The following is a 24209-nucleotide window of genomic DNA, read 5'->3' on the forward strand; positions in this document are numbered from 1 at the left end:
GCCCGTGCTGTTGCGCTCAATCGCCCATCGCGACCCCTTCCCGGCGCGGGTCCGCGCCGCCGAACCACACCGTCTGCCCCTGCACGTTCAGCCGCTGGATGCCCTGCAGCCCCGAGTTCATCTCGACGATCTGCACGTCGTGCCCGCGGCCCTTCAGCCCGTCGGCGAGCGCGTCCGACACGCGGCCGCGTTCGAGCTGCGTCGGCCCGTTCATCGACCCGAAGTTCGGCAGCGCGATCGCCTGCTGCATCGTCATGCCCCAGTCGAGCACGCCGACCAGCGTCTTCGTCACGTGATTGATGATCGCGGGGCCGCCGGCCGAACCGACGATCATCGTCACCTGCTTCGTCTTCTTGTCGAACACGAGTTCCGGCGACATCGCCGAGCGCGGTCGCTTGCCCGGCTGCACGCGGTTCGCGATCGGCCGGCCGTTGTCGTTCGACGCGAACGAGAAATCGGTGAGCTGGTTGTTCAGCATGAAGCCGCGCACCATCAACCGGGAGCCGAACGCGTCCTCGATGCTGGTCGTCATCGACAGCGCCTGACCGTAGCGGTCGACGATCGCGATGTCGGAGGTCGACGGCAATTCGGGGCTGCGGTCGTCGGCCAGCGCGAGCGCCGCGCCCTGCGGCGTGCCGGCTTGCGCGACGCCCATGCTGGTGTCGCCGATCAGCCGCGCGCGCTGCGCGAGATAGGTCTTGTCGGTGAGGCTCGCCCAGGTGCCGCCCGGCAGCGGCACGAAATCGGGATCGGCCACGTAGCGCGCACGGTCCGCGTACGCGAGGCGCCCGGCTTCGCTGAACAGGTGCGCGGCGAACGGCGTCGGCTCGTAGCCGACCTCGTTGCGCACCGGTTTCTGCGCGCCGATCTGCTGCCAGTCGGGCATCGCTTCCAGGATGCCGAGCATCTGCGCGATCGCGAGGCCGCCCGACGACGGCGGCGGCATCCCGCACACGACCGAGCGCCGGTAGTCGGCGCACAGCGGCGCGCGCACCTTCGCCTTGTAGCGCGCGAGATCCTGCAGCGACAGCAGCCCCGGGTTGGTCGGGTGCTTGCGCACCTTCGTCACGATGTCGCGCGCGATCGCGCCGCCATAGAACGCGTTCGCGCCGCGGTCGGCGACCTGGCGCAGCACGGTCGCGAGCGCCGGGTTCTTCAGCACCGTGCCGGCGGCCTTCGGCGTGCCGTCCGCGTTGTAGAAGTACGCGCGGGCGGCCGGGTCGTTCTTCAGGTACCTGTCGTTCGCGATCAGCATCGCCAGGCGCGGGCTGATCGTGAAGCCGCGCTCGGCGAGCCGGATGGCCGGCTGGAACAACCGGCGCCACGGCAGCTTGCCGTGCGCGCGGTGCGCGGCGTCGAGCATGCGCAGCACGCCCGGCGTGCCGACCGAGCGCCCGCCGACGACACCTTCGTAGAAGCTCATCGGCTGGCCGGTCGGCCCGTAGAAGAGGCGCTCGGTCGCGGCGGCCGGCGCGGTTTCCCGGCCGTCGTACGCCTGCGTCGTCTTGCCGTCGAAGTACAGCATGAACGCGCCGCCGCCGATGCCCGACGATTGCGGCTCGACCAGCGCGAGCACCATCTGCGTCGCGATGGCCGCATCGATCGCGGTGCCGCCCGCCTTCAGCATGTCGTAGCCGGCTTGCGTCGCGAGCGGGTTCGCGGCCGCGATCATGAAGTGCTGCGAGGTCCAGCCCGACTTGTCGGTCCAGCCGGACGACGGTTCGGGCGCGTGAACGCCGGGCAGCGGGACGGCCGCGCCCGACGCGGCGGCGACCGGGACGACGGCGCCCGACGGCGCGGACGGGGACGTGCAGCCGGCGTTCAACGCGACGAACGCGACGGCGGCGAGCAGCGTCCAGGGACGCGAATGCGGACGAATCCGGTCGAACATTGAACCCTCGGCAGCAGTGAATTCGAAGGAGACGGCGGCGTTGATGTTGACGTTGACGTTTACGTCGGTGCGGGCGCAACGGTGCGGCCCACCCCGGCGCGCTATTGTCGCCGCGCGCCCGGCGGCTTGTCATCCGTCAGGAAACCCTGACGCATCCCGCCGGGCCCGCCCCGGCCGGTCTTTCCGGCCTGTTCGAGGATGAACTCTATGAACGTGGAAGTCGCGCGCGTGTGGTGGCGGTTCGGCATGTACAGCATGTACATGTGGGTACCGAAGATGCTGAGCCGGTACGCATCGAGCGACGTGACGACGGTGCCGTGCCGCAGGTCGTCCTGCATCACGTAGTCGGGCACGATGCCGACGCCGATGCCCGCGAGGATCGCCTGGCGCAGGAACAGGAAGTTCTCCGAAATCAGCGTCGGCTCGAGCAGCACCTCGTGGCGTTCGTCGCCGAGATACGCGGCGATGCGGAGCTGCCGGCCCATCACCGTCGCGGTGACGACCGGGGCCGCGGCCAGCGCGCCGAGGCTCGCCGGCATCCCGTGCGCGGCCGCGAACGCGGGCGACGCGCAGGCGACGTAGCGCACCGCGCCCATGTCGCGCGCGACCAGGTTCTGCGGCGGCTCGGACATCACGCGGATCGCGATGTCGACTTCGTCGCGCATCAGGTCTTCCACGCGATTCTCGAACACCACGTCGAGCACGATGCCCGGATGCCGCCGCTTGAACGCGAGCAGCCAGTCGGACATCACGATCTGCCCGTAGCCGCTCGGCACCGACAGCCGCACGCGGCCCTGCAGGTCCTGGCCGAGCGTCGTCACCGATTCCTGCGCGGCGAGCAGCTCGTTGCGGATGCGCCGGCCGTGCTCGTACAGCTTCAGCCCGATCTCGGTCGGCTCCATGCGGCGCGTCGTGCGCCGCACGAGCTGCTGGCCGATCGAGCGCTCGAGCTGGTTGAGCCGGTAACTGACGTTCGCCCGGCTCATCTTCAGCCGCTGGGCGGCCTTGCTGAGATTGCCGGCGTCGAGGATCTCGACGAGCAGCGTCAGCGCGTTCAGGTCCATGCGGGGTCTCTCCTGATCTGGCCCGTTAATCGGATCGAAGCGGTCCGACACGGTCCGAAAACATTCAGTGTCAAGTCAGATTTGACAGCTTGTAAAGGCGTGCGGGAATTGTCAATGAATCTCGATCAATCGAGAATCAGGGCATGCCTGCTGCCTCGACAGCTTCGAAGGAGACGCCATGAATTCCCCCGCCATCCCCCCAACCGGCACGGTCACGCGCGAACGGCGCGACAAGGTGCTCGTCGTCACGATCGACCATCCGCCCGTCAATGCGCTGTCCGCCGACGTGCGGCGCGGCCTCGCCGACGCGCTCGACGCCGCGCAGGCCGACGACGCGATCCGTGCGGTGCTGATCGTCGGCGCCGGCCGCAACTTCATCGCGGGCGCCGACATCCGCGAATTCGGCAAGCCGCCCGTACCGCCGTCGCTGCCCGACGTGTGCGAGCGGATCGAATCGGGTACCAAGCCGGTCGTGGTCGCGCTGCACGGCGCGACGCTCGGCGGCGGCCTCGAAGTCGCGCTGGCCGCGCATTACCGGCTCGCGGTGCCCGGCGCGAAGCTCGGGCTGCCCGAAGTGACGCTCGGCCTGCTGCCCGGCGCGGGCGGCACGCAGCGCGCGCCACGCCTGATCGGCGCGAAGGCCGCGCTCGACCTGATGCTGACGGGTCGCCATGCGAGCGCCGAGGAAGCGCTCGCGCTCGGCCTCGTCGATCGCATCGCGCACAGCGACGACACGCTCGCCGAAGGGCTCGCGTATGCGCAGGAACTTGTGTCGCTCGGCGCGCCGGTGCGCCGCACGCGCGACGCGCAGGGGCTGGCCGACCGCGCGGCCGCGCAGGCCGCGATCGACGCGGCGCGCGTGGAATTGCCGAAGAAGGCGCGGGGCCTGTTCTCGCCGGCGAAGATCGTCGACGCGGTCGAGGCCGCGCTCACGCAGTCGTTCGACGCCGGGATGAAGCTCGAACGCAGCCTGTTCCTGCAATGCCTCGACAGCCCGCAGCGCGCGGGCCTCGTGCATGCGTTCTTCGCGGAACGCGAAGCGGCGAAGGCGCCCGAGGCGCGCCGCGCGAACCCGCGGCCGGTCGAGCGGATCGGCGTGGTCGGCGGCGGCACGATGGGCGCGGGCATCGCGGTCGCGGCGCTCGACGCCGGGCTGCCGGTGACGATGATCGAGCGCGACGAAGCATCGCTCGCGCGCGGCCGGGCGCACGTCGAGAAGGTGTATGACGGCCTCGTCGCGAAAGGGCGGATGACGCCGGCCGCGCACGCGGCGCGGCTCGCGCGCTTCAAGGGCAGCACGTCGTACGACGCGCTCGCGCAGGCCGATGTCGTGATCGAAGCCGTATTCGAGGACATGGCCGTGAAGCAGGCCGTGTTCGCCGAACTCGCCCGCGTGTGCAAGCGGGGCGCGGTGCTCGCGACCAATACGTCGTATCTCGACATCGACGCGCTCGCCGCGAGCATCGACCGGCCGGCCGACGTGATCGGCCTGCATTTCTTCTCGCCGGCCAACGTGATGAAGCTGCTGGAGATCGTCGTGCCGGCGCGGGTGAGCCCGGACGTCGTCGCGACCGCGTTCGCGCTGGCCAAGCAATTGAAGAAGACGCCGGTGCGCGCGGGCGTCTGCGACGGCTTCATCGGCAACCGGGTCCTCGCCGTTTATCGGACGGCTGCCGACTACCTGATGGAAGACGGCGCGTCGCCGTACCAGATCGATCGCGCGGTGCGCGGGTTCGGCTTCCCGATGGGCCCGTTCCAGGTGGTCGATCTCGCGGGCGGCGACATCGGCTGGGCGACCCGCAAGCGCCGCGCGGCGACGCGCGATCCGAACGCGCGCTACGTGGAGATTTCCGACCGGCTGTGCGAGCGCGGCTGGTTCGGGCAGAAGACCGGCCGCGGCTACTACCTGTATCCGGACGGCGCGCGCGTCGGCACGCCCGACCCGGAAGTCGACGCGATCGTCGCGGAAGAACGCGCGAAGAAGGGCATCACGCCGCGCACCTTCACCGACGACGAGATCCTGCGCCGCTACCTCGCCGCGATGATCAACGAAGGCGCGAACGTCGTGCACGAGAAGATCGCGCTGCGCCCGCTCGACGTCGACGCGGTGTTCCTGTACGGCTACGGCTTCCCGCGCTATCGCGGCGGCCCGATGCACTACGCGGACACGGTCGGCCTCGCGAACGTGCTCGCCGATATCCGCGCGTTCGCGAAGGAAGATCCGCTGTTCTGGAAGCCGTCGCCGCTGCTCGTCGATCTCGTCGCGCGCGGCGCCGATTTCGCGAGCCTGAACCGCATCGACTGAACACCCACCGCACCCACCGCATTTGCCACGGACCGAAGATGGACCTGAATTTCACTCCCGAAGAGGAAGCCTTCCGCACGGAAGTGCAGCGCTTCCTCGCCGCCGAACTGCCGGCGCGTACCGCGCGCAAGGTGAAGGGCGGCCTGCACCTGACGCGCGACGACATGCGCGAATGGCACGCGATCCTCAACGCGCGCGGCTGGCTCGCGAGCCACTGGCCGCGCGAATACGGCGGCCCCGGCTGGAGCGTCGCGCAGAAATTCCTGTTCGACAACGAATGCGCGCTCGCCGGCGCGCCGCGCATCGTGCCGTTCGGCGTGAACATGCTCGGCCCGGTGCTGATCAAGTACGGCAACGAAGCGCAGAAGCGCCACTGGCTGCCGCGCATTCTCGACGGCACCGACTGGTGGTGCCAGGGTTATTCGGAGCCGGGCGCCGGTTCCGATCTCGCGGCGGTAAAGACCAGCGCGGTGCGGCGTGTGGATGCGCAGGGCGCTCACTACGTCGTGAACGGCCAGAAGACGTGGACCACGCTCGGCCACTACGCGAACATGATCTTCTGTCTCGTGCGCACCGCGACCGACGTGCGCAAGCAGGAGGGCATCAGCTTCCTGCTGATCGACATGAATACGCCGGGCGTCGAGGTGCGCCCGATCATCACGCTCGACGGCGAGCATGAGGTGAACGAGGTGTTCTTCACCGACGTGCGCGTGCCGGTCGAGAACCTGGTCGGCGAAGAGAACCGCGGCTGGACCTACGCGAAATACCTGCTCACGTACGAGCGCACCAACATCGCGGGGATCGGCTTCTCGACCGCCGCCCTCGACCGGCTGCGCGCGGTGGCCGCGAAGGTCACGAAGAACGGCCGGCCGCTCGCGGACGATCCGTTCTTCGCGGCGCGGCTCGCCCGCGTCGAGATCGAACTGGAAAACATGCGCACGACCAACCTGCGCGTGCTGGCCGCGGTCGCGGGCGGCGGCGTGCCGGGCGCGGAAAGCTCGATGCTGAAGATTCGCGGCACGCAGATCCGCCAGGAGATCACCGCGCTGATGCGGCGCGCGATGGGGCCGTACGCGCAGCCGTTCGTCGACGACGCGCTCGACGCCGATTACGACGGCGAACCGGTCGGCCCGGAAGAAGCCGCGAGCGCCGCGCAGCAGTATTTCAACAACCGCAAGCTGTCGATCTTCGGCGGCTCGAACGAGATCCAGAAGAACATCATCGCGAAGATGATGCTCGGGCTGTAACGAGGGACGCGACGATGGATTTCCAGCACACAGAAGACCGCCGGATGCTGGCGGACACGTTGAACCGCTTCATCGCCGAACAGTACGCGTTCCCGGTGCGCGACCGCATCGCGCAGTCGGCCGAAGGGTTCGATCGCGCGATGTGGCAGCGCTTCGCCGAACTCGGCTCGGTCGGCGCGCTGTTCGCCGAAGCCGACGGCGGCTTCGGCGGCGCGGGCTTCGACATCGCCGTGGTGTTCGAATGCCTCGGGCGCGGACTCGTCGTCGAGCCGTTCCTCGGCGCGCTGCTCGCGGGCCGTGCGCTCGCGCTCGCCGGTGGCGATGCGCATCGCGACCGGCTCGCCGCGCTGATCGACGGCAGCGCGAGCGCCGCGTTCGCGCACGACGAACCGGGCTCGCATTACGAACTGACGACGGTGCGCACGCGCGCCGAACGTTCGGGCGACGGCTGGGTGCTGACCGGCGCGAAGGGCGTCGTCGACCAGGCTGCGCAGGCGGCGTTTTTCGTCGTCAGCGCGCGCGCGTCCGGCAACGACGACGACGCGGCCGGCATCGGCCTGTTCGTCGTGCCGGCCGATGCGCCGGGCGTGTCGTTGCGCGATTACAAGAAGATCGACGGCGGCCGCGCGGCCGAAGTGCGCTTCGAGCGTGTCGCATTGCCGGCCGACGCCGCGCTCGGCGCGCCGGATGCGCTCGACGGCGAAGCGGGCGCCGAGCTGCTCGAACGCGTGCTCGGCTACGGGCTGCTCGCGCTGTCGGCGGAAGCGCTCGGCGCGATGGACGTCGCGAAGGCGCACACGCTCGACTACCTGCGCACGCGCAAGCAGTTCGGGTTGCCGATCGGCAGCTTCCAGGCGCTGCAGCACCGGATGGCCGACCTGCTGCTCGAGGTCGAGCAGGCGCGCTCGGCCGTGATCAACGCGGCCGCGCAGCTCGATGCGCCGCGCGCGGTGCGCGAGCGCGCGCTCGCGGCGGCGAAATACAGCATCGGCCGGATCGGCACGCTCGTCGCCGAGGAAAGCATCCAGCTGCACGGCGGGATCGGGATGACGTGGGAGCTGCCGCTGTCGCACTACGCGAAGCGGCTCGTGATGATCGATCACCAGCTCGGCGACGAGGATCACCATCTCGCGCGCTACATCGCGCTGTCGAAACAGTAAGGGCGCACGGCGCGAATGGAGGAGACAACGATGACGAACGAACGGTGCGCGCTGCCGCTGGCCGGCGTGAAGGTGCTCGATTTCTCGCGCGTGCTCGCCGGCCCGTGGTGTGCGATGGTGCTTGCCGATTTCGGTGCGGAAGTGATCAAGGTCGAGCATCCGGCGCGCGGCGACGATACGCGCGACTGGGGATTGCGGATCGGCGACACCGAAACCACCTATTTCAACAGCGTGAACCGCAGCAAGCGGTCGATCTGCGTCGACCTGCAGACGGAAGCCGGCCAGCGCATCGCGCGCGAGCTGGCGGCGCAGGCCGACGTGCTGATCCACAACTTCAAGTGCGGCGGCGCGGAGAAACTCGGGCTCGGCTACGACGCGCTGGCCGAACTGAATCCGCGCCTCGTGCACTGCGCGATCTCGGGCTACGACCGGTCGGGCGCCGAGGCCGCGCGGCCCGGCTACGACCTCGTCGTGCAGGGCGAGGCCGGGTTGATGGCGCTGAACGGCGAGGCCGGCCAGCCGCCGCTGAAGTTCGGCGTCGCGGCGGTCGACCTGTTCACCGGCATGTATTCGGCGCAGGCGATCCTCGCCGCGTTGTACGAACGCCATGCGACCGGGCGCGGGCGCCGCATCGAGATGGCGCTGTTCGATTGCGGGCTGATGATCACCGCGTACTACGGGCTCGACGCGCTGCTGATGGGCGAGGACCCGCCGCGCTACGGCAACGCGCATCCGTCGATCGTGCCGTACGGCGTGTTCGACGCAGCCGACGGTCCGCTCGTGATCACGGTCGGCAACAACACGCAGTTCGCGCGCTTTTGCGACGCGATCGAGCGGCCCGATCTCGCGGCCGACGAACGCTACAAGACCAACCTCGGCCGCTCGCAGAATCGTGCCGACCTGCTGCCCGAGATTCGCCGCGAACTCGCGCGGCGTTCGCGCGCGACGCTGCTGGCGGCGCTCGCCGACGCGGGTATTCCGTGCGGCGAAGTGCTCGGATTGCACGAAGCGCTGACGTCCGAACGCGCCACCCGCGCCGGGCTCGTCACGCGGCAGCCACATCCGGCCGCGGGCGCGGTCGACGTGCTCGCGCCGCCGTACCGCTTCGACGGCGCGCGGCTGCCGGTGCGCGGTGCGCCGCCGGTGCTCGGCGCCGATACCGACGCGGTGCTCGGCGGCTGGCTCGGGATGTCGGCGGAGGATGTCGCGCGGCTGCGGGCGGATCGCGTCGTGTAGATCGCTTGTTCCGCCGCGGCGCGGGCGGTGAGTCGACGCGCGCCGACCATTCCACAAAACACCGCTCGCAATGATGAGCCGGAAATGGAGACACCATGGAGCTTTCCGTCATCGAATCGGTCACGGCGCGCCGCGACTACCAGCAGCTCGTGCGGGCCCGGCGCCGCTTCAGCTTCACGCTCACCGCGTTGATGATCGCCACGTACTACGGCTTCATCCTGCTCGTCGCGCTCGCGCCGCATGTGCTCGCCGCGCCGCTGTACCGCGGCGCGACGACGACGGTCGGGATCGCCGCGGGCGTCGCGATCATCCTGATCGCGATCGGCCTGACCGCATGCTACGTGCTGCGCGCGAACCGTGCGTTCGACCGCCGCGTCGACGCGATCCTGCAACGTTCGTGACGGAGGCCCGCATGCGACGCATTTCGCGCGCGCTCGGCGCGCTGACCGTTCTCGTTTCCTCCACCGTCCATGCCACCGGCATCGCCGGCCCGATGCCCGACAAGGTCGAGCTGAACCCGGTCGCGATCGGGATGTTCTTCGCGTTCGTGTTCGCGACGCTCGCGCTCACGCGCTGGGCCGCGCGCCGCACGCGCTCGACGCGCGACTTCTACACGGCCGGCGGCGGCATCACCGGGCTGCAGAACGGGCTCGCGATCGCGGGCGACTACATGTCGGCCGCGTCGTTCCTCGGGCTGTCCGGGATGGTGTTCATGTTCGGCTTCGACGGGCTGATCTACTCGATCGGTTTCCTGGTCGGCTGGCCGTTCGTGATGTTCCTGATCGCCGAACCGCTGCGCAACCTCGGCAAGTTCACGTTCGTCGACGTCGTCGCGTACCGCTTCGCGCAGCGGCCGATCCGGCTGCTGACCTCGGCGAACGCGCTGACCATCGTCGTGCTGTACCTCGTCGTGCAGATGGTCGGCGCGGGCAAGCTGATCCAGCTGCTGTTCGGGCTGTCGTACGGCACGGCCGAGCTGATCGTCGGCGTGCTGATGGTCGTCTACGTGTTCTTCGGCGGGATGACCGCGACCACCTGGGTGCAGGTAATCAAGGCCGTGCTGCTGCTGTGCGGCGCGACGCTGCTCGCGTGGCTCGCGCTCGGCGAATTCGGCTTCAGCATCGATGCGATGTTCCGCCGTGCGGTGGCCGTGCATCCGGGCGCGCTGTCGATCATGGGGCCCGGCAAGCTGATCCGCGACCCGGCCAACGCACTGTCGCTCGGCATCGCGCTGATGTTCGGCACGGCCGGCTTCCCGCACATCCTGATGCGCTTCTTCACGGTGCCGAACGCGAAGGAGGCGCGCAAGTCGGTGCTCTACGCAACCGGCTTCATCGGCTACTTCTACCTGCTGACCTTCGTGATCGGCTTCTCGGCGATCGTGCTGCTCGCGCAGCATCCGGAATTCTTCCGGCTCGGCGCGAACGGCACGTTCAACCTGACGCACGACCTGCTCGGCGGCTCCAACATGGTCGCGGTGAAGCTCGCGCAGGCAGTGGGCGGCAACTGGTTCTACGGGTTCATCGCGGCCGTCACGTTCGCGACGATCCTCGCGGTGGTCGCCGGGCTTACGCTCGCCGGCGCGACGACGATTTCGCACGACCTGTATGCGCAGATGTGGGCGCGCGGCAAGCCCGACGAACGGCTCGAGATGCGCATCTCGCGCGCGGCGACGATCGGGCTGTCGGCCGTCGCGATCGCGCTGTCGATCCTGTTCGAGCACGTGAACGTCGCGTTCATGGTCGGGCTCGTCGCGGCGGTGGCCGCGAGCGCCAATTTCCCGGTGCTCGCGATGTCGATCTTCTGGCGCGGGATGACCACGCGCGGCGCGGTGCTCGGCGGCGGTCTCGGCCTCGTGTCGGCGGTTGCGCTCACGGTGTTGTCGAAGTCGGTGTGGGTCGACGTGCTGCACCACGCGCACGCGGCGGTATTCCTCGACAACCCGGCGCTCGTGTCGGTGCCGCTCGCGTTCGTCGGGATCGTGGTCGGCTCGCTCGCGGATCGCGGCGAGCGCGCACGCCGCGAGCGCGACGCGTTCGCGCAGCAGGAGTTCTACGCGCAGACCGGCCTGCTGGCCGGCGAGGCCGTGCAGCACTGATTCCTCTGGTGAAACGACGCATCCGTCCGGATCGCCGGACGGATATTTTCCGGAAATCCGGAATCCCGGATTTCCTTGCCTGCCGCATTATGAGAAATACAATGAAAACAACGGCTTGAGGGGTTCCGGAAACCTGGCATCGACCTTGCGATATAAAGCGCACGGCCATCCCCCGGCCGAACTACTACAGCAAGCAAGGAGACAACCGATGACCAATGCCTTCCTCCCCCTCCGGATGTCCTGAGGCATCGCTTGTTGCGGCACGGCAGCCGCGCGGGCGAATGCCTTTCCCCTGAGACATTCGCCTGCGCGCGTGACGCCGTTTCCACGGCTCATCATCTACTTCAGCAGGAACCATCGTGAAGAAGAAACCCTTCTACAAAGTGCTCTATGTGCAGGTGATTTTCGCCATCATCGTCGGCGTGATCCTCGGCCACTTCTACCCATCGATCGCCACCGACATGAAGCCGCTCGGCGACGGGTTCATCAAGCTGATCAAGATGGTGATCGGCCCGATCATCTTCTGTACGGTCGTCACCGGCATCGCCGGCATGGAGGACATGAAGAAGGTCGGCCGCGTCGGCGGCAAGGCGCTGCTGTACTTCGAGATCGTGTCGACCTTCGCGCTGCTGCTCGGCCTCGCGGCCACGCACCTGCTGCGTCCGGGCGTCGGCTTCAACATCGATCCGGCGACGCTCGACGGCAAGGCCGTCGCGTCGTACGCGGCGAAGGCGCACGGGCAGTCGACGGTCGACTTCCTGATGCACATCATCCCGAACACGATGGTCGACGCGTTCGCGCAGGGTGAAATCCTGCAGATCCTGCTGATCGCGCTGCTGTTCGGCAGCGTGCTCGCGCACCTCGGCGAGCGCGGCCGTGTGGTCACCGACTTCATCGACGGCCTGACGCGCGTGCTGTTCGGCATCGTGCACATCGTCACGAAGCTGGCCCCGATCGGCGCGTTCGGCGCGATGGCGTTCACGATCGGCAAGTACGGCGTCGGCTCGCTGGTGCCGCTGCTCAAGCTGATCGGCACGTTCTACCTGACGTCGGTCGTGTTCGTGCTGGTCGTGCTCGGCGCGATCGCGCGCTTCACCGGCTTCTCGATCATCCGCTTCGTGTCGTACATCAAGGAAGAGCTGCTGATCGTGCTCGGCACGAGCTCGTCGGAAGCCGCGCTGCCGCAGCTGATGGAAAAGCTCGAGAAGGCCGGCTGCTCGCGTTCGGTCGTCGGCCTCGTCGTGCCGACCGGCTACTCGTTCAACCTCGACGGCACCAACATCTACATGACGATGGCCGTGCTGTTCATCGCGCAGGCGACCAACATCGAGCTGACGTGGATGCAGCAGCTCACGCTGCTGGCCGTCGCGATGCTGACGTCGAAGGGCGCGAGCGGCGTGACCGGCGCGGGCTTCATCACGCTGGCCGCGACGCTGGCCGTCGTGCCGACGATCCCGCTGTCGGGCATGGTGCTGATCCTCGGCATCGACCGCTTCATGAGCGAATGCCGTGCGCTGACCAACATCGTCGGCAACGGCGTAGCGACGGTCGTCGTGTCGGCATGGGAGAAGGAGCTCGACCGCAACAAGCTGCGCCAGGCGCTGAAGGGCGGCGGCGAAGTCGCGCCGACCGAGACGACGGCCGGCGTCTGACGTCATGAAGGAGCAGGCGGCGGCACCGCCCGCCGGCCGTGCGGCCCGCGGCGGCCGGGGCATCGAGGCGGAGGCCTATGACACAATAGGCGATCCGCATCGCCAGGAAGCCTCGACCGTGACGCGCCGCCTGCTCATCCTCGTCGTGCTCGCCGCCGCGCTCGTCGCGGCGTGCGCGCTGACGTGGACGATCACCTGGCAGCGCGGCGTCGCCGAGCTGCAGCGCAATGCCGCGGTGCGGGTCGACCGCACCACCAGCGCGCTCAAGAGCACACTCGACCGCTACGAATCGCTGCCTTATCTGCTCGGCAGCCATCCGTACGTGCAGGATCTGCTCGCCGACCCGAAGCGCGGCGACTACACCGCCCGCGTCAACCGCTATCTCGAAGACCTCAACGAACACGCGCACGCGACCGTCACCTACGTGATCGGTGCGGACGGCCTGTGCGTCGCCGCCAGCAACTGGCGCGCGCCCGACAGCTTCGTCGGGATCGAATACCGTTTCCGCCCGTATTTCCTCGACGCGATGAACGGCCAGGTCGGCCGCTTCTTCGGGATCGGCACGATCTCGCGCGATCCCGGTTACTACATCTCGCAGCCCGTGTGGCGCGACGGCAAGATCGCGGGCGTCGTCGTCGTGAAGCTCAATCTCGAATGGTTCCAGGGCGCCGACGCGTCCGAGCCGCTCGTCGTCGTGGACGATCACGGCGTCGTGTTCCTGTCGTCGGTGCCCGCGTGGAAGTACCACACGCTGCGCCCGCTCACGGGGCCTGTGGCCGCATCGATCTACGAAACGCGCCAGTACGCGCAGCAACCGGTCACGCCGCTGCCGCTGCGCGTCGAGCAGACGCTCGGCGCCGACGCGGAAATCGTGCGCCTCGGCGCCGGCCGGCGCGCGCCGCGCTTCCTCGCCAGCAAGCGCCGGATCGGCGAGCCCGACTGGCTGCTCGTCACGCTCGCGCCGATCGCGCCGATCGATGCCGATGCGCGCAATGCGACGATCGTCACCGGTTTCGGCTTCGTGTCGGTCGCGCTCCTGGCGTTCTACTGGCGGATGCGCCGCGCCCGCGTGCGCGAGATGATCCGCGGCCGCGCGCTGCTGCAGCAGGCGTACGCGGAGCTGAACCGGCGCGTCGAGGAGCGTACGGCCGATTTGTCCGAAGCGAACGAGCAGTTGCAGAAGGAAGTCGGCGACCGAATCCGCGCGGAGCAGGAGTTGCGCGCCGCGCACGACGAACTGATCCAGGCGAGCAAGCTCGCCGCGCTCGGCCAGATGGCGGCCGGCATCACGCATGAACTGAACCAGCCGCTCGCGGCGCTGCGCAGCTTCTCGGACAACACGCGCGTGCTGCTCGATCGCGGCGAGCAGGCCGCCGCGCGCGAGAATCTCGAGGCGATCGCCGCGCTCACCGAGCGGATGGGCAAGATCACCAACCAGCTGAAGCTGTTCGTCGGCCGAGCGAAGCCGCGCAACGAGCGGGCCCTCGTCGTGCGTGCGCTGCGCAGCGTGCTGTCGCTGCTCGGCGAGCGCCTGCGCGGCGTCGCGCTCACGCTGACGCTGCAGGACGCGACCGTGTCGCCCGCGCACGACGCGCCGCTCGACCTGGCGCGCGACTATCCCGAACTCGTCGCGCGCTGCGAGGATCTGCGCCTCGAACAGGTGCTGATCAACCTGCTCGGCAACGCGCTCGACGCGGTGGCCGGCGTCGCGGCGCCGGCCATCGAGGTGACGATCGCGGTGTCGGCCGCGACACTCTCGGTCGAGGTGCGCGACAACGGCTCCGGCATTGCGCCCGATCTGCTGCCGCGCCTGTTCGAGCCGTTCTTCACGACCAAGGAAATGGGGCGCGGGCTCGGGCTCGGCCTCGCGATCTCGTCGTCGATCGCGAGTGACGCGGGCGGCGCGCTGACCGCGCGCAACGCACCATCGGGCGGCGCGCTGTTCGTCTTGACGCTGCGGCGCGCCCGCACGCATCATCCGGACTCCGTGTCCGAGCCGGCGGGCTCGCATTAGCGTGAACAGGCCGGTCGACGAACGACCGGGATCAACGAGAGCCGCACGCACCAGCGCCGCGCGGCCTGTCAGGAGCAAGTGACCAAGATGGCCAACCGGCTGCAAGTGATCTATATCGAAGACGATGCGCTCGTGCGCCGGGCGAGCGTGCAGAGCCTTCAACTGGCGGGCTTCGACGTCGCCGGCTTCGAGTCGGCCGAGGCGGCCGAGAAGGCGATCGTCGCGGATACCGCCGGCGTGATCGTCAGCGACATCCGGCTGCCCGGCGCGAGCGGGCTCGACGTGCTCGCGCAGTGCCGCGAGCGTGTGCCCGACGTGCCGGTGATTCTCGTCACCGGGCACGGCGACATCTCGATGGCCGTCCAGGCGATGCGCGACGGCGCGTACGATTTCATCGAAAAACCGTTCGCGGCCGAGCGCCTGATCGAGACGGTGCGCCGCGCGCTCGAGCGCCGCGAGCTCGTGCTCGAGAACCACGCGCTGCGGCGCGAGCTGGCCGGGCAGAACGTGGTCGCGCCGCGCATCATCGGCCGCAGCCCCGCGATCGAGCAGGTGCGCAAACTGATCGCGAACGTCGCGCCGACCGACGCGTCGGTGCTGATCAACGGCGACACGGGCGCCGGCAAGGAACTGATCGCGCGCAGCCTGCACGAGCTGTCGCCGCGCCGCGACAAGCCGTTCATCGCGGTCAATTGCGGCGCGCTGCCCGAGCCGATGTTCGAGTCGGAGATGTTCGGCTACGAGCCCGGGGCGTTCACCGGCGCGGCGAAGCGGCGCGTCGGCAAGCTCGAATACGCGTCCGGCGGCACGCTGTTCCTCGACGAAATCGAAAGCATGCCACTCGCGCTGCAGGTGAAGCTGTTGCGCGTGCTGCAGGACGGTGTGCTGGAACGGCTCGGCTCGAACCAGCCGATCCGCGTGAACTGCCGCGTGGTCGCCGCTGCGAAGGGCGACATGAGCGAACTCGTCGCGGCCGGCACGTTCCGGCGCGACCTGCTGTACCGGCTCAACGTCGTGACGATCGCGCTGCCGCCGCTCGCCGAGCGCCGCGAGGACATCGTGCCGCTGTTCGAGCACTTCATGCTCGATGCGGCCGTGCGCTACGGGCGGCCCGCGCCGGTGCTGACCGACCGGCAGCGCGCGAGCCTGATGCAGCGCGACTGGCCGGGCAACGTGCGCGAGCTGCGCAATGCGGCCGACCGCTTCGTGCTCGGCGTGGCCGACATGCCGCCGGAAACGGGCGCGGGCGACGACGCCGACAACGACCAGACGCTGAAGGAGCGCATCGAGCAGTTCGAGCGCGCGGTGATCGCCGAGGCGCTGAACCAGACGGGCGGCGCGGTCGCCGCGACGGCCGACCGGCTGCATGTCGGCAAGGCGACGCTGTACGAGAAGATGAAGCGCTACGGGCTGTCGGCGAAAGGCGAAACCGAGCGCTGAAAAGCAAACGGACCGCGGAACCGGGGTGCCCGGTCATGCGGTCCGTTGTTTTACCGAAAGAGGCGGTGCGGTGCGCGCCCCTTCGAATCCGATTCGGCGGCGCTCAGGCCGCGTTGCCGTCGAGCGCCTTCTTGAGCAGCGCGTCGAGTTCCGCGAATTGCGGCGCGCCGACGTAGCGCTTCAGGATCTTGCCGTCCTTGTCGACGACGAAGGTCGTCGGCGTGAGTTGCACGTTGCCGAACTGCTTCGCGACGCTGCCGTCGTCGAGCGCGACCTTGAACGGCAACTGGCGCGTCTGCGCGTAGTTCGCGACGTACATCGGCGGATCGTAGTTCATCGCGACCGCGACGAATTCCAGCCCCTGACCCTTGAAGCGATTGTAGGTATCGACCATCTGCGGCATTTCCTGCATGCAGGTCGCGCAACTGGTCGCCCAGAAATTCACCAGATAGACCTTGCCCTTCAGGTCGCCGCCGGTCGAGACCTTCTGGCCCGACAGCAGCGTGAAGGTCGCGTCCGGCACGCTGGACTTGCCGTTGAACGCGAAGAAGCCGGCGACGGCGATCGCCGCGACGACGGCGGCCGCGACGATATAGCGGACGGGGCCGGTACTGCGGCGGGCGGGAGGCGTGGTGTTCATCTGGTGCTCTCGGAGTCGATGACGCGGATCGATGCAAAGGACGTCGAAATTCGGCGCTCATTTTAGCGCGAATGCGGCGTGTGCACCGGCGGCGGCCTCGCATCCCGGTTTTCAGGTTCGGCGGATAATGGCCGCTTTGCCTGCCGCGATCCACGCCATGCCGAAGGAAGTCATCGATTCGTTGCGCCCCCTTTTTCGCCCGCTGCGACACTTCGCCGCGCTGGCCTGCGTGAGCGCTGCGCTGGCCGCGTGCTCGCCGTCGTACGACTGGCGCACGCTGCACAACGATGCCGGCTACACGATCGACCTGCCGGCGAAGCCGACCGTCGAGGAGCAGCCGGTGGCGCTCGGCGGCACGTCGATGCCGATGCGGATGCAGGCCGCGCACGTCGACGGCGCGGTGTTCGCGGTCGGCACGCTGACGCTGCCGGACGACCGCGACGACACGCGCCGCACGGCACTCGACTTCCTGCGCGCGGGGCTGTCGCGCAACCTCGAAGGCGCGCCGCAGACGGCCGCGGTGCCCGTGCCGCTCGCCGCCGGCGGCGCGGTGAACGGGCTCGAACTGCGTATCGCGGGGGCCGCCGCCGGCGGCGATCGCGCGCGCAAGACGATCGTCGCGCGGCTTGCCGCGCGCGGCCGGCACGCGTACCAGGCCGTCGTGATCGCCGACGGGCCGCTCGCGCAGGAGCAGCTGGACCAGTTTTTCGGCTCGTTCAAACTCGATTGACGACGGCCGGCGAGGGCGCTCCGACAGGCAACGGCAACTGAAAGTTCATTCGCAGCTTTCGACGCTAATCACCGGATTTTGCGAGGGTTTTTCGGCTATCCACAGCGCATGTGGATAACTTTGTTGAAAAGTCGCACGGATTTCCCGCAAAGCCGCGCCGGACGGCCCTCCGGCTCGTTTGGTCGCCCATTCGCCCTTTGAGAAAAATCAATCAAAACAACGGGATACGCATTCCGTCCGGCAAAGGCCGTGGCGAGCCGCGATCCGGGGCCGGATTAGGGGAATTGTGCATAAGTCAAGTCTTGACAGCCTGATTTTGTCCTCCCAGCGCGCTTACAGCGCCGTCAGCGCACGCCGGTAGCGGATCGCCTCGGCGATCTGCGCGGCCGTCGGCAACGGGTCGCCGGCCAGGTCGGCGATCGTCCGCGCGACTTTCAGCACGCGGAAATACGCGCGCGCCGACCACCCGAAGCGCTCGCCGGCCTCGCGCAGCAATCGCTCACCTTCGTCGGTGGGCCGGCACAGGTCGTCGGTTTCGCGGCCGCTCAGCATGTGATTCGTCTTGCCCTGCCGAGCGAGCTGCAGCGCACGCGCTTGCGCAACCCGGGCGGCCACCGACGCGCTCGGTTCGCCGGGCGCCGTCGCGCGGGTCGCGAGTTCCGCCGGCGACAGCGCGGGCAGATCGATCTGGATGTCGATGCGATCGAGCAGCGGCCCCGACAGCTTGCGCAGATAGCGGGCGGCCACGTCCGGCGAGCAGCGGCAGCGCCCGGACGGATCGCCATGCCAGCCGCACGGGCACGGATTCATCGCGGCGATCAGCTGGCATGCGGCGGGGAAGTCGGCCTGCTGGGCCGCGCGCGAGATCGTGATGCGGCCGGCTTCCAGCGGCTCGCGCAGCATTTCCAGCACGTGCCGGTCGAATTCCGGCAGTTCGTCGAGAAACAGCACGCCAAGGTGCGCAAGCGTGATTTCGCCCGGCTGCGGCGGATTGCGGCCGCCCACCAGCGCGGCGGCGCTCGACGAGTGGTGCGGCGCGCGGAACGGCCGGCGGCGCCACTGCGCGGGCGAGAAGCCGAGCCGGCTCGCGGACAGCAGCGCGGCCGAGGTCAGCGCCTCGTCGTCGGTCAGCGGCGGCAGCAGCCCCGCGAGGCGCGCGGCCAGCATGGACTTGCCGGCGCCGGGCGGGCCGACCATCAGCATGTGATGGCCGCCCGCGGCCGCGACTTCCAGCGCGCGCCGGGCGCCGCGCTGGCCGACGACGTCCGCGAGGTCGGGCGCGGCGGGTGCCGGCAGGCCGTCGAGGCAGGGCGCCGCGACCGGCGCGAGCCGCCCGTCCGGCGCATCGGCGAGGTGCGCGCACAGCGCGGGCAGGTCGCGTGCACCGAATACGGTCACGCCCGGCACGAGCGCGGCCTCGGCGGCGCTGTCGAGCGGCAAGTACAACTCGGGCGAGCGCGACGTCGCGGTGCAAGCGCGCGTCTCGCCGGCATCCAGGCCCGGGCCGCCGGCGAGGCCCGCGCCGGATTCCTCCGCACGCCAATCCCGCGCGGCGCCGCACGCCATCGCGAACGCGCCGCGCATCGGCCGCAGTGCGCCCGTCAGCGACAGCTCACCGGCGAATTCGCGGCCGGCCAGCGCGTCGGCCGGGATCTGGCCATTCGCGGCGAGGATGCCGAGCGCGATCGGCAAATCGAAGCGGCCCGACTCCTTTGGCAGATCGGCCGGCGCGAGATTGACGGTGATGCGGCGCACCGGGAATTCGAACCCGCAGTTCTGCAGCGCGGCGCGCACGCGCTCGCGGCTTTCGCGGACTTCGAGATCGGGCAGGCCGACGATCGAGAACGACGGCAACCCGTTGGCGAGATGGACTTCGACGGTGACGTCCGGCGCGCGGCCGGAGGCGGGCGCGCGACTGCGCACCACGGCGAGCGACATGGCGAGGCTCCTGTAAAAGCAGGCGGACGACAGCCGTTGGGGGCCGCATGCCGCGGGAATCGGAGGAATCGGGTGCGCGCTTGCCGGCGTGGCGCGGGGAAAGAACGAGGTGTTGCGGAACGACGAACTGCGAAGAGCGATGGACTGCGAAGAGCGGGGATGCAGCGAAGAGCGGGGTGCAGCGAAGAACGACGGACGACGAAGCGTGGCGGACGGTGGCGGATGCGGGCCGCACGACGCGGCCCGCACCCGGGTAGAGCGTCAGGCCTGCGGGGCCGCGAGCTTCTGCTCGAGTTCGGCGACGCGCTTTTCGAGTTCCTCGAGGCGCACGCGGGTGCGGGCGAGCACCTGCGCCTGGGTGTCGAATTCCTCGCGCGTGACGAGATCGAGCTTCGAGAAGCCTTGCGACAGCATGGCCTTCACGTTGCGCTCGACGTCCTTGGCCGGCGAGTTTTTCAGCAAATCGCTGACGCGCGACTGCAGATCGTTGAAAACGTCGCTGGGTTGCTTCATGTGATTCCCCTTCCTTGCACAAAAAATGTGCATCTTCAGTTGCGTACGTGCCCATGATGCACGCATGACCGGAAATGGTGCGCGCGGGGCGCGAATTCCGGGCATGGCGCCCGCATGGGTGAATGGCCCGGCGATCCGGGACGTGCGTGCACTCTAGCAACGATCCTTTCGCCGCGCCAGCAAACCGGGCCATGTTGGCCATTCGGCCGGGCTTTTGCGCCTTACATCGCGGGATGCGACCCCGTTCCGGAGCCGTTCGAGACGGTGTTCGGGCCAACATGGCATGCGAGTTGCTGAGAAGAGTCCGTTACAACATTCCAACTCATTCGACGGGACAACCCAGCGAGAGGACTTCATGAAACTCATTACCGCAATCATCAAGCCGTTCAAGCTCGATGAGACGCGCGAGGCGCTGTCGGCGCTTGGCGTCTCCGGCATCACGGTGACGGAGGTGAAAGGGTTCGGGCGCCAGAAGGGGCACACCGAGCTGTACCGCGGCGCCGAATACGTGGTCGATTTCCTGCCGAAGATGAAGATCGAGGCGGCCGTGTCCGACGATCTCGTCGACCAGGCGGTCGAAGCGATCGAGCGGGCCGCGCGCACCGGCAAGATCGGCGACGGCAAGATCTTCGTCACGCCGATCGAACAGGTGATCCGGATTCGCACCGGGGAGACAGGCGCGGACGCGCTGTAACAGAACAGACAAGACAAGCGACAAGAGGAAACCCAAGATGCGAAAACTTCTGATGTCCCTGCTGATGGCCGGTTCGCTGATCGCGACCGGCGTCGGCTCCGCGCTCGCCGACGACGCGGCGTCCGCCGCGGCAGCTTCCGCGCCCGCCGCCACCGCTTCCGACGCGTCGGCTGCCGCTGCACCGGCCGCATCGGCGCCGGCCGCCGACGCATCCGCCGCTGCCGCACCGGCTTCGGGCACGGCCGACGCATCGGCTGCCGCCGCCGCGTCCGCGCCGGCCGCCCCGGCCGCGCCCACCGCCCCGTTCTCGGTCGATTCGTCGAAGATCAGCGCGGGCGACACGGCATGGATGCTGACGTCCACCGCGCTCGTGCTGTTCATGACGATCCCCGGCCTCGCGCTGTTCTACGCGGGCATGGTCCGCAAGAAGAACGTGCTCGCGACCGTGATGCAGAGCTTCGCGATCACCGCGGTGATCACGGTGCTGTGGACGGTGGTCGGCTACAGCCTCGCGTTCACGCCGGGCAACGGCTTCATCGGCGGCCTGTCGCGTGCGTTCCTGCACGGCATGAACTACATCAAGGGCGACAAGGCGACGACGCTGACCGTCAGCCATCTCGCGTCGACGATTCCGGAATCGGTCTACTTCGTCTACCAGATGACGTTCGCGATCATCACGCCGGCTCTGATCTGCGGCGCGTTCGCCGACCGGATGAAGTTCTCGGCGATGCTCGTGTTCATGACGCTCTGGTCGCTGATCGTCTATGTGCCGATCGCGCACATGGTGTGGGAGCCGACCGGCTGGCTGTCGGCCGACGGCGTGCTCGACTTCGCGGGCGGCACGGTGGTGCACATCAACGCCGGTATCGCGGGCCTCGTGTCGTGCCTCGTGCTCGGCAAGCGCGTCGGCTACGGCCGTGAATCGATGGCGCCGCACAACCTGGTGCTGACGATGATCGGCGGCTCGATGCTGTGGGTCGGCTGGTTCGGCTTCAACGCGGGCTCCGCGGTCGCGGCCGACGGCCGTGCCGGCTTCGCGATGCTGACCACGCAAGTGGCGACCGCTTGCGCGGCGCTCGGCTGGATGTTTGCCGAGTGGATCGCGAAGGGCAAGCCGTCGGTGCTCGGCATCGTGTCGGGCGCGGTCGCGGGTCTCGTGGCGATCACGCCGGCCGCCGGTTTCGTCGGCGTGGCGGGCGCACTGGTGATCGGTATCGCGGCGGGCGTCGTCTGCTTCTGGTCGGCAACCTGGCTCAAGTCCAAGCTCGGCTACGACGATTCGCTCGACGCGTTCGGCGTGCACGGCATCGGCGGGATTCTCGGCGCGCTGCTGACGGGCGTATTCGCGGTCAAGGACATCGGCGGGTTCGACGGCAGCCTGCTGCTGCAGGCCAAGGGCGTGCTGATCACGCTGGTCTACAGCGGCGTGCTGAGCTTCGTGCTGCTGAAGCTGATCGACCTGACGATCGGCCTGCGCGTGACCGAAGAGGAAGAGCGCGAAGGTCTCGACGTGATCCTGCACGGCGAGCACGTGGAATAAGTCACACGAATCAACGGCGGGCCGCCGCGACGACGGCGCCCGCTCCGAATGAGCGCAGCGACTTCGGCCCGCCTACCCGGCGGGCTTTTTTTCTCCTGCCACCCGCTGCCGTAGCGGATAACCCTTCACTCTATCGGGTCAATAGCCGAAAAGTTCCTCGATATCCTTGCGAAGCCGGGAACAATCCCCAAATGGGCAAGGCAATTGCTCTACAATCTTCATTCTCCCGCTCGCGAGTGATTCATGGTTCCCCACCTCGTTACCGCGTTGAACGGTCCGCTGCTCGAACTCGAGCAGAAGATCCTCGACGCGACGCCTGCGATCGAACGCTGGTTCAGGCTCGAATGGCAGGAACACACCCCGCCGTTCTATTGTTCGGTGGACCTGCGCAATGCCGGCTTCAAGCTGGCGCCCGTCGACGCGAACCTGTTTCCCGGCGCGTTCAACAATCTGCCGTCCGAAGTGTTGCCGCTCGCCGTGCAGGCCGCGATGGCCGCGATCGAGAAGATCTGCCCGGACGCGAAGAATCTGCTCGTGATTCCCGAGCTGCCGACCCGCAACGCGTTCTACCTGGAAAACGTCGCGCGCCTCGCGACGATCATGCGCCAGGCCGGCCTGAACGTGCGCTTCGGCTCGCTCGACCCGAGCATCACCGACATGACGCCGATCACGCTGGCCGACGGCCAGAAGATCGTGCTCGAACCGCTCGAGCGTTCGCAGCGCCGCCTCGGCCTGAAGAATTTCGATCCGTGCTCGATCCTGCTGAACAACGACCTGTCGGCCGGCATCCCGGCCGTGCTGGAAAACCTGCACGAGCAGTACCTGCTGCCGCCGCTGCACGCGGGCTGGGCCGTGCGCCGCAAGTCGACGCATTTCTCGTGCTACGACGACGTCGCGAAGAAGTTCGCGAAGATGGTCGGCGTCGATCCGTGGATGGTGAATCCGTATTTCGCGCACGTGGAAGGCGTCGACTGGCAGGCGCATGAGGGCGAGCAGGCGCTCGCCGACGCGATCGACGGCGTGCTGAAGAAGATCGCGCGCAAGTATCGCGAATACGGGATCAGCGAGAAGCCGTACGTCGTCGTGAAGGCCGACGCGGGCACCGCAGGCCGTGGCGTGATGACCGTGCACGACGCGGCCGAGATCGGCCGCATGACGAAGGCCGAGCGCGCGCAGATGGCCGAATCGAAGGCCGGCCTCGCGGTGCGCGACGTGATCGTGCAGGAAGGCGTCTACACGTTCGAGCGCGTCGGCGACGAAGTGGCCGAGCCGGTCGTGTACATGATCGACCGCTACGTGGTCGGCGGCTTCTACCGCACGCACGGCGGCCGCGAGCGCGACCAGAACCTGAACGCGCCCGGCATGCACTACGTGCCGCTCGGCTTCGAGCACACCGCGCTGCCGGATGCGGGCGCGAAGCCGGGCGCCGCGCCGCCGAACCGTTTCTACATGTACGGCGTCGTCGCGCGGCTGTCGCTGATCGCGTCGTCGATCGAACTGGAAAAGACCGATCCCGAAGCCATCCAGGTGTAACGGACCTTCGCTACGTACAGGACCCGCATGGACATTCTTTTTATCGCCGACCCGCTCGAGCATTTCAAGATCTACAAGGATTCGACCTACGCGATGATGGCGGAGGCCGCCCGGCGCGGGCATGCGGTGTACGCGTGCGAACCGCGCCATCTCGCGTGGACGGGCTCGGCCGTCGAGGCCGACGTGCGGCGCATCACGTTCGTCGGCGAGCTGGACGACCTGCATCGCGACACCTGGTTCGAAGCGGGCCCGGTCGACGCGCGCCGTCTCGAATCGTTCGGCGCGGTGCTGATGCGCAAGGACCCGCCGTTCGACATGGAGTACGTGACGTCGACGTGGCTGCTCGAGCTGGCCGAGCGTGCGGGTGCGCGCGTGTTCAACAAGGCGCAGTCGATCCGCGACCATTCGGAGAAGCTCGCGATCGGCGAGTTTCCGCAGTTCGTCGCACCGACGCTCGTCACGCGCGACGCGAAACGGCTGCGCGCGTTCCACGCCGAGCATGGCGACGTGATCC

The 24209-nt window shown here is 68.6% G+C and carries 18 protein-coding genes and 1 pseudogene; 14 read left to right on the forward strand and 5 right to left on the reverse strand.

All coding sequences use genetic code 11. From position 1 onward, the window contains the following. Positions 1–16: 16 nt before the first annotated feature. Complete coding sequence (ggt, locus tag H3O04_RS11220) at positions 17–1891, reverse strand: gamma-glutamyltransferase (RefSeq protein WP_054928074.1); 1875 nt, start codon at positions 1889–1891, stop codon at positions 17–19. Positions 1892–1992: 101 nt separating this feature from the next. After that, on the reverse strand, positions 1993–2955 hold the full coding sequence (locus tag H3O04_RS11225) for a LysR family transcriptional regulator (protein ID WP_200161487.1): 963 nt from the start codon (positions 2953–2955) through the stop codon (positions 1993–1995). A 178-nt stretch (positions 2956–3133) separates the two neighbouring features. On the opposite strand from H3O04_RS11225, the gene H3O04_RS11230 reads away from it, so the two are divergent. The 9 genes from H3O04_RS11230 (at position 3134) to H3O04_RS11270 (ending at position 16107) form a co-directional block, all read left to right on the forward strand. Further along, positions 3134–5260: a 3-hydroxyacyl-CoA dehydrogenase NAD-binding domain-containing protein gene (locus tag H3O04_RS11230; protein WP_054928072.1), complete on the forward strand. Its 2127-nt coding sequence runs from the start codon at positions 3134–3136 to the stop codon at positions 5258–5260. Between the two features lie 38 nt (positions 5261–5298). Further along, positions 5299–6507 (forward strand): acyl-CoA dehydrogenase family protein, encoded by a 1209-nt coding sequence (locus H3O04_RS11235; RefSeq protein WP_006477700.1) that lies wholly within the window; start codon positions 5299–5301, stop codon positions 6505–6507. A gap of 14 nt (positions 6508–6521) precedes the next feature. After that, positions 6522–7667, forward strand: a complete 1146-nt coding sequence (locus H3O04_RS11240; RefSeq protein WP_077180381.1) for an acyl-CoA dehydrogenase family protein — start codon at positions 6522–6524, stop codon at positions 7665–7667. A 30-nt stretch (positions 7668–7697) separates the two neighbouring features. Further along, positions 7698–8903, forward strand: coding sequence for a CaiB/BaiF CoA transferase family protein (locus tag H3O04_RS11245; protein ID WP_202587676.1), 1206 nt, complete (start codon positions 7698–7700; stop codon positions 8901–8903). A 95-nt stretch (positions 8904–8998) separates the two neighbouring features. After that, the gene (locus H3O04_RS11250) at positions 8999–9304 is read left to right on the forward strand and encodes a DUF485 domain-containing protein (RefSeq protein WP_006477703.1); all 306 of its coding nucleotides are present in this window, start codon (positions 8999–9001) and stop codon (positions 9302–9304) included. 11 nt (positions 9305–9315) lie between these two features. After that, entirely contained in the window at positions 9316–11001 is a 1686-nt protein-coding gene (locus H3O04_RS11255) for a cation acetate symporter (protein WP_202587677.1), read from the forward strand. Between the two features lie 359 nt (positions 11002–11360). Further along, a complete protein-coding gene (locus H3O04_RS11260) occupies positions 11361–12653 on the forward strand; it encodes a dicarboxylate/amino acid:cation symporter (RefSeq protein WP_006477705.1) in 1293 nt (430 codons plus the stop codon). 4 nt (positions 12654–12657) lie between these two features. Continuing rightward, entirely contained in the window at positions 12658–14667 is a 2010-nt protein-coding gene (locus tag H3O04_RS11265) for a sensor histidine kinase (protein WP_202587678.1), read from the forward strand. Between the two features lie 87 nt (positions 14668–14754). Next, positions 14755–16107: a sigma-54-dependent transcriptional regulator gene (locus H3O04_RS11270; RefSeq protein WP_054928068.1), complete on the forward strand. Its 1353-nt coding sequence runs from the start codon at positions 14755–14757 to the stop codon at positions 16105–16107. 103 nt (positions 16108–16210) lie between these two features. Here the strand turns inward: H3O04_RS11270 and H3O04_RS11275 are convergent, their stop codons facing one another. After that, positions 16211–16747, reverse strand: a complete 537-nt coding sequence (locus tag H3O04_RS11275) for a peroxiredoxin family protein (RefSeq protein ID WP_006477707.1) — start codon at positions 16745–16747, stop codon at positions 16211–16213. Between the two features lie 157 nt (positions 16748–16904). Between H3O04_RS11275 and H3O04_RS11280 the strand changes: the two genes are divergently transcribed. Beyond that, positions 16905–17477, forward strand: coding sequence for a hypothetical protein (locus H3O04_RS11280; RefSeq protein ID WP_202587679.1), 573 nt, complete (start codon positions 16905–16907; stop codon positions 17475–17477). 333 nt (positions 17478–17810) lie between these two features. Here the strand turns inward: H3O04_RS11280 and H3O04_RS11285 are convergent, their stop codons facing one another. Continuing rightward, positions 17811–19415 carry a YifB family Mg chelatase-like AAA ATPase gene (locus tag H3O04_RS11285; RefSeq protein ID WP_054928067.1) on the reverse strand — a complete coding sequence of 535 codons (1605 nt, stop codon included), beginning with the start codon at positions 19413–19415 and terminating at the stop codon, positions 17811–17813. A gap of 261 nt (positions 19416–19676) precedes the next feature. After that, a complete protein-coding gene (locus H3O04_RS11290) occupies positions 19677–19928 on the reverse strand; it encodes an accessory factor UbiK family protein (RefSeq protein ID WP_006489451.1) in 252 nt (83 codons plus the stop codon). Positions 19929–20283: 355 nt separating this feature from the next. On the opposite strand from H3O04_RS11290, the gene H3O04_RS11295 reads away from it, so the two are divergent. From H3O04_RS11295 to H3O04_RS11310, 4 genes and pseudogenes are all read left to right on the forward strand, one after another. Next, positions 20284–20622, forward strand: coding sequence for a P-II family nitrogen regulator (locus H3O04_RS11295; RefSeq protein ID WP_006398175.1), 339 nt, complete (start codon positions 20284–20286; stop codon positions 20620–20622). Between the two features lie 37 nt (positions 20623–20659). After that, entirely contained in the window at positions 20660–22162 is a 1503-nt protein-coding gene (locus tag H3O04_RS11300; protein ID WP_006477712.1) for an ammonium transporter, read from the forward strand. A gap of 243 nt (positions 22163–22405) precedes the next feature. Beyond that, positions 22406–23695, forward strand: coding sequence for a glutamate--cysteine ligase (gene gshA, locus H3O04_RS11305; RefSeq protein ID WP_006477713.1), 1290 nt, complete (start codon positions 22406–22408; stop codon positions 23693–23695). 27 nt (positions 23696–23722) lie between these two features. Further along, positions 23723–24209, forward strand: a pseudogene (locus H3O04_RS11310) (glutathione synthase); the annotation flags it as partial.

This window comes from Burkholderia sp. KCJ3K979, from assembly GCF_016759955.1.
Taxonomy (GTDB): Bacteria; Pseudomonadota; Gammaproteobacteria; order Burkholderiales; family Burkholderiaceae; genus Burkholderia; species Burkholderia orbicola.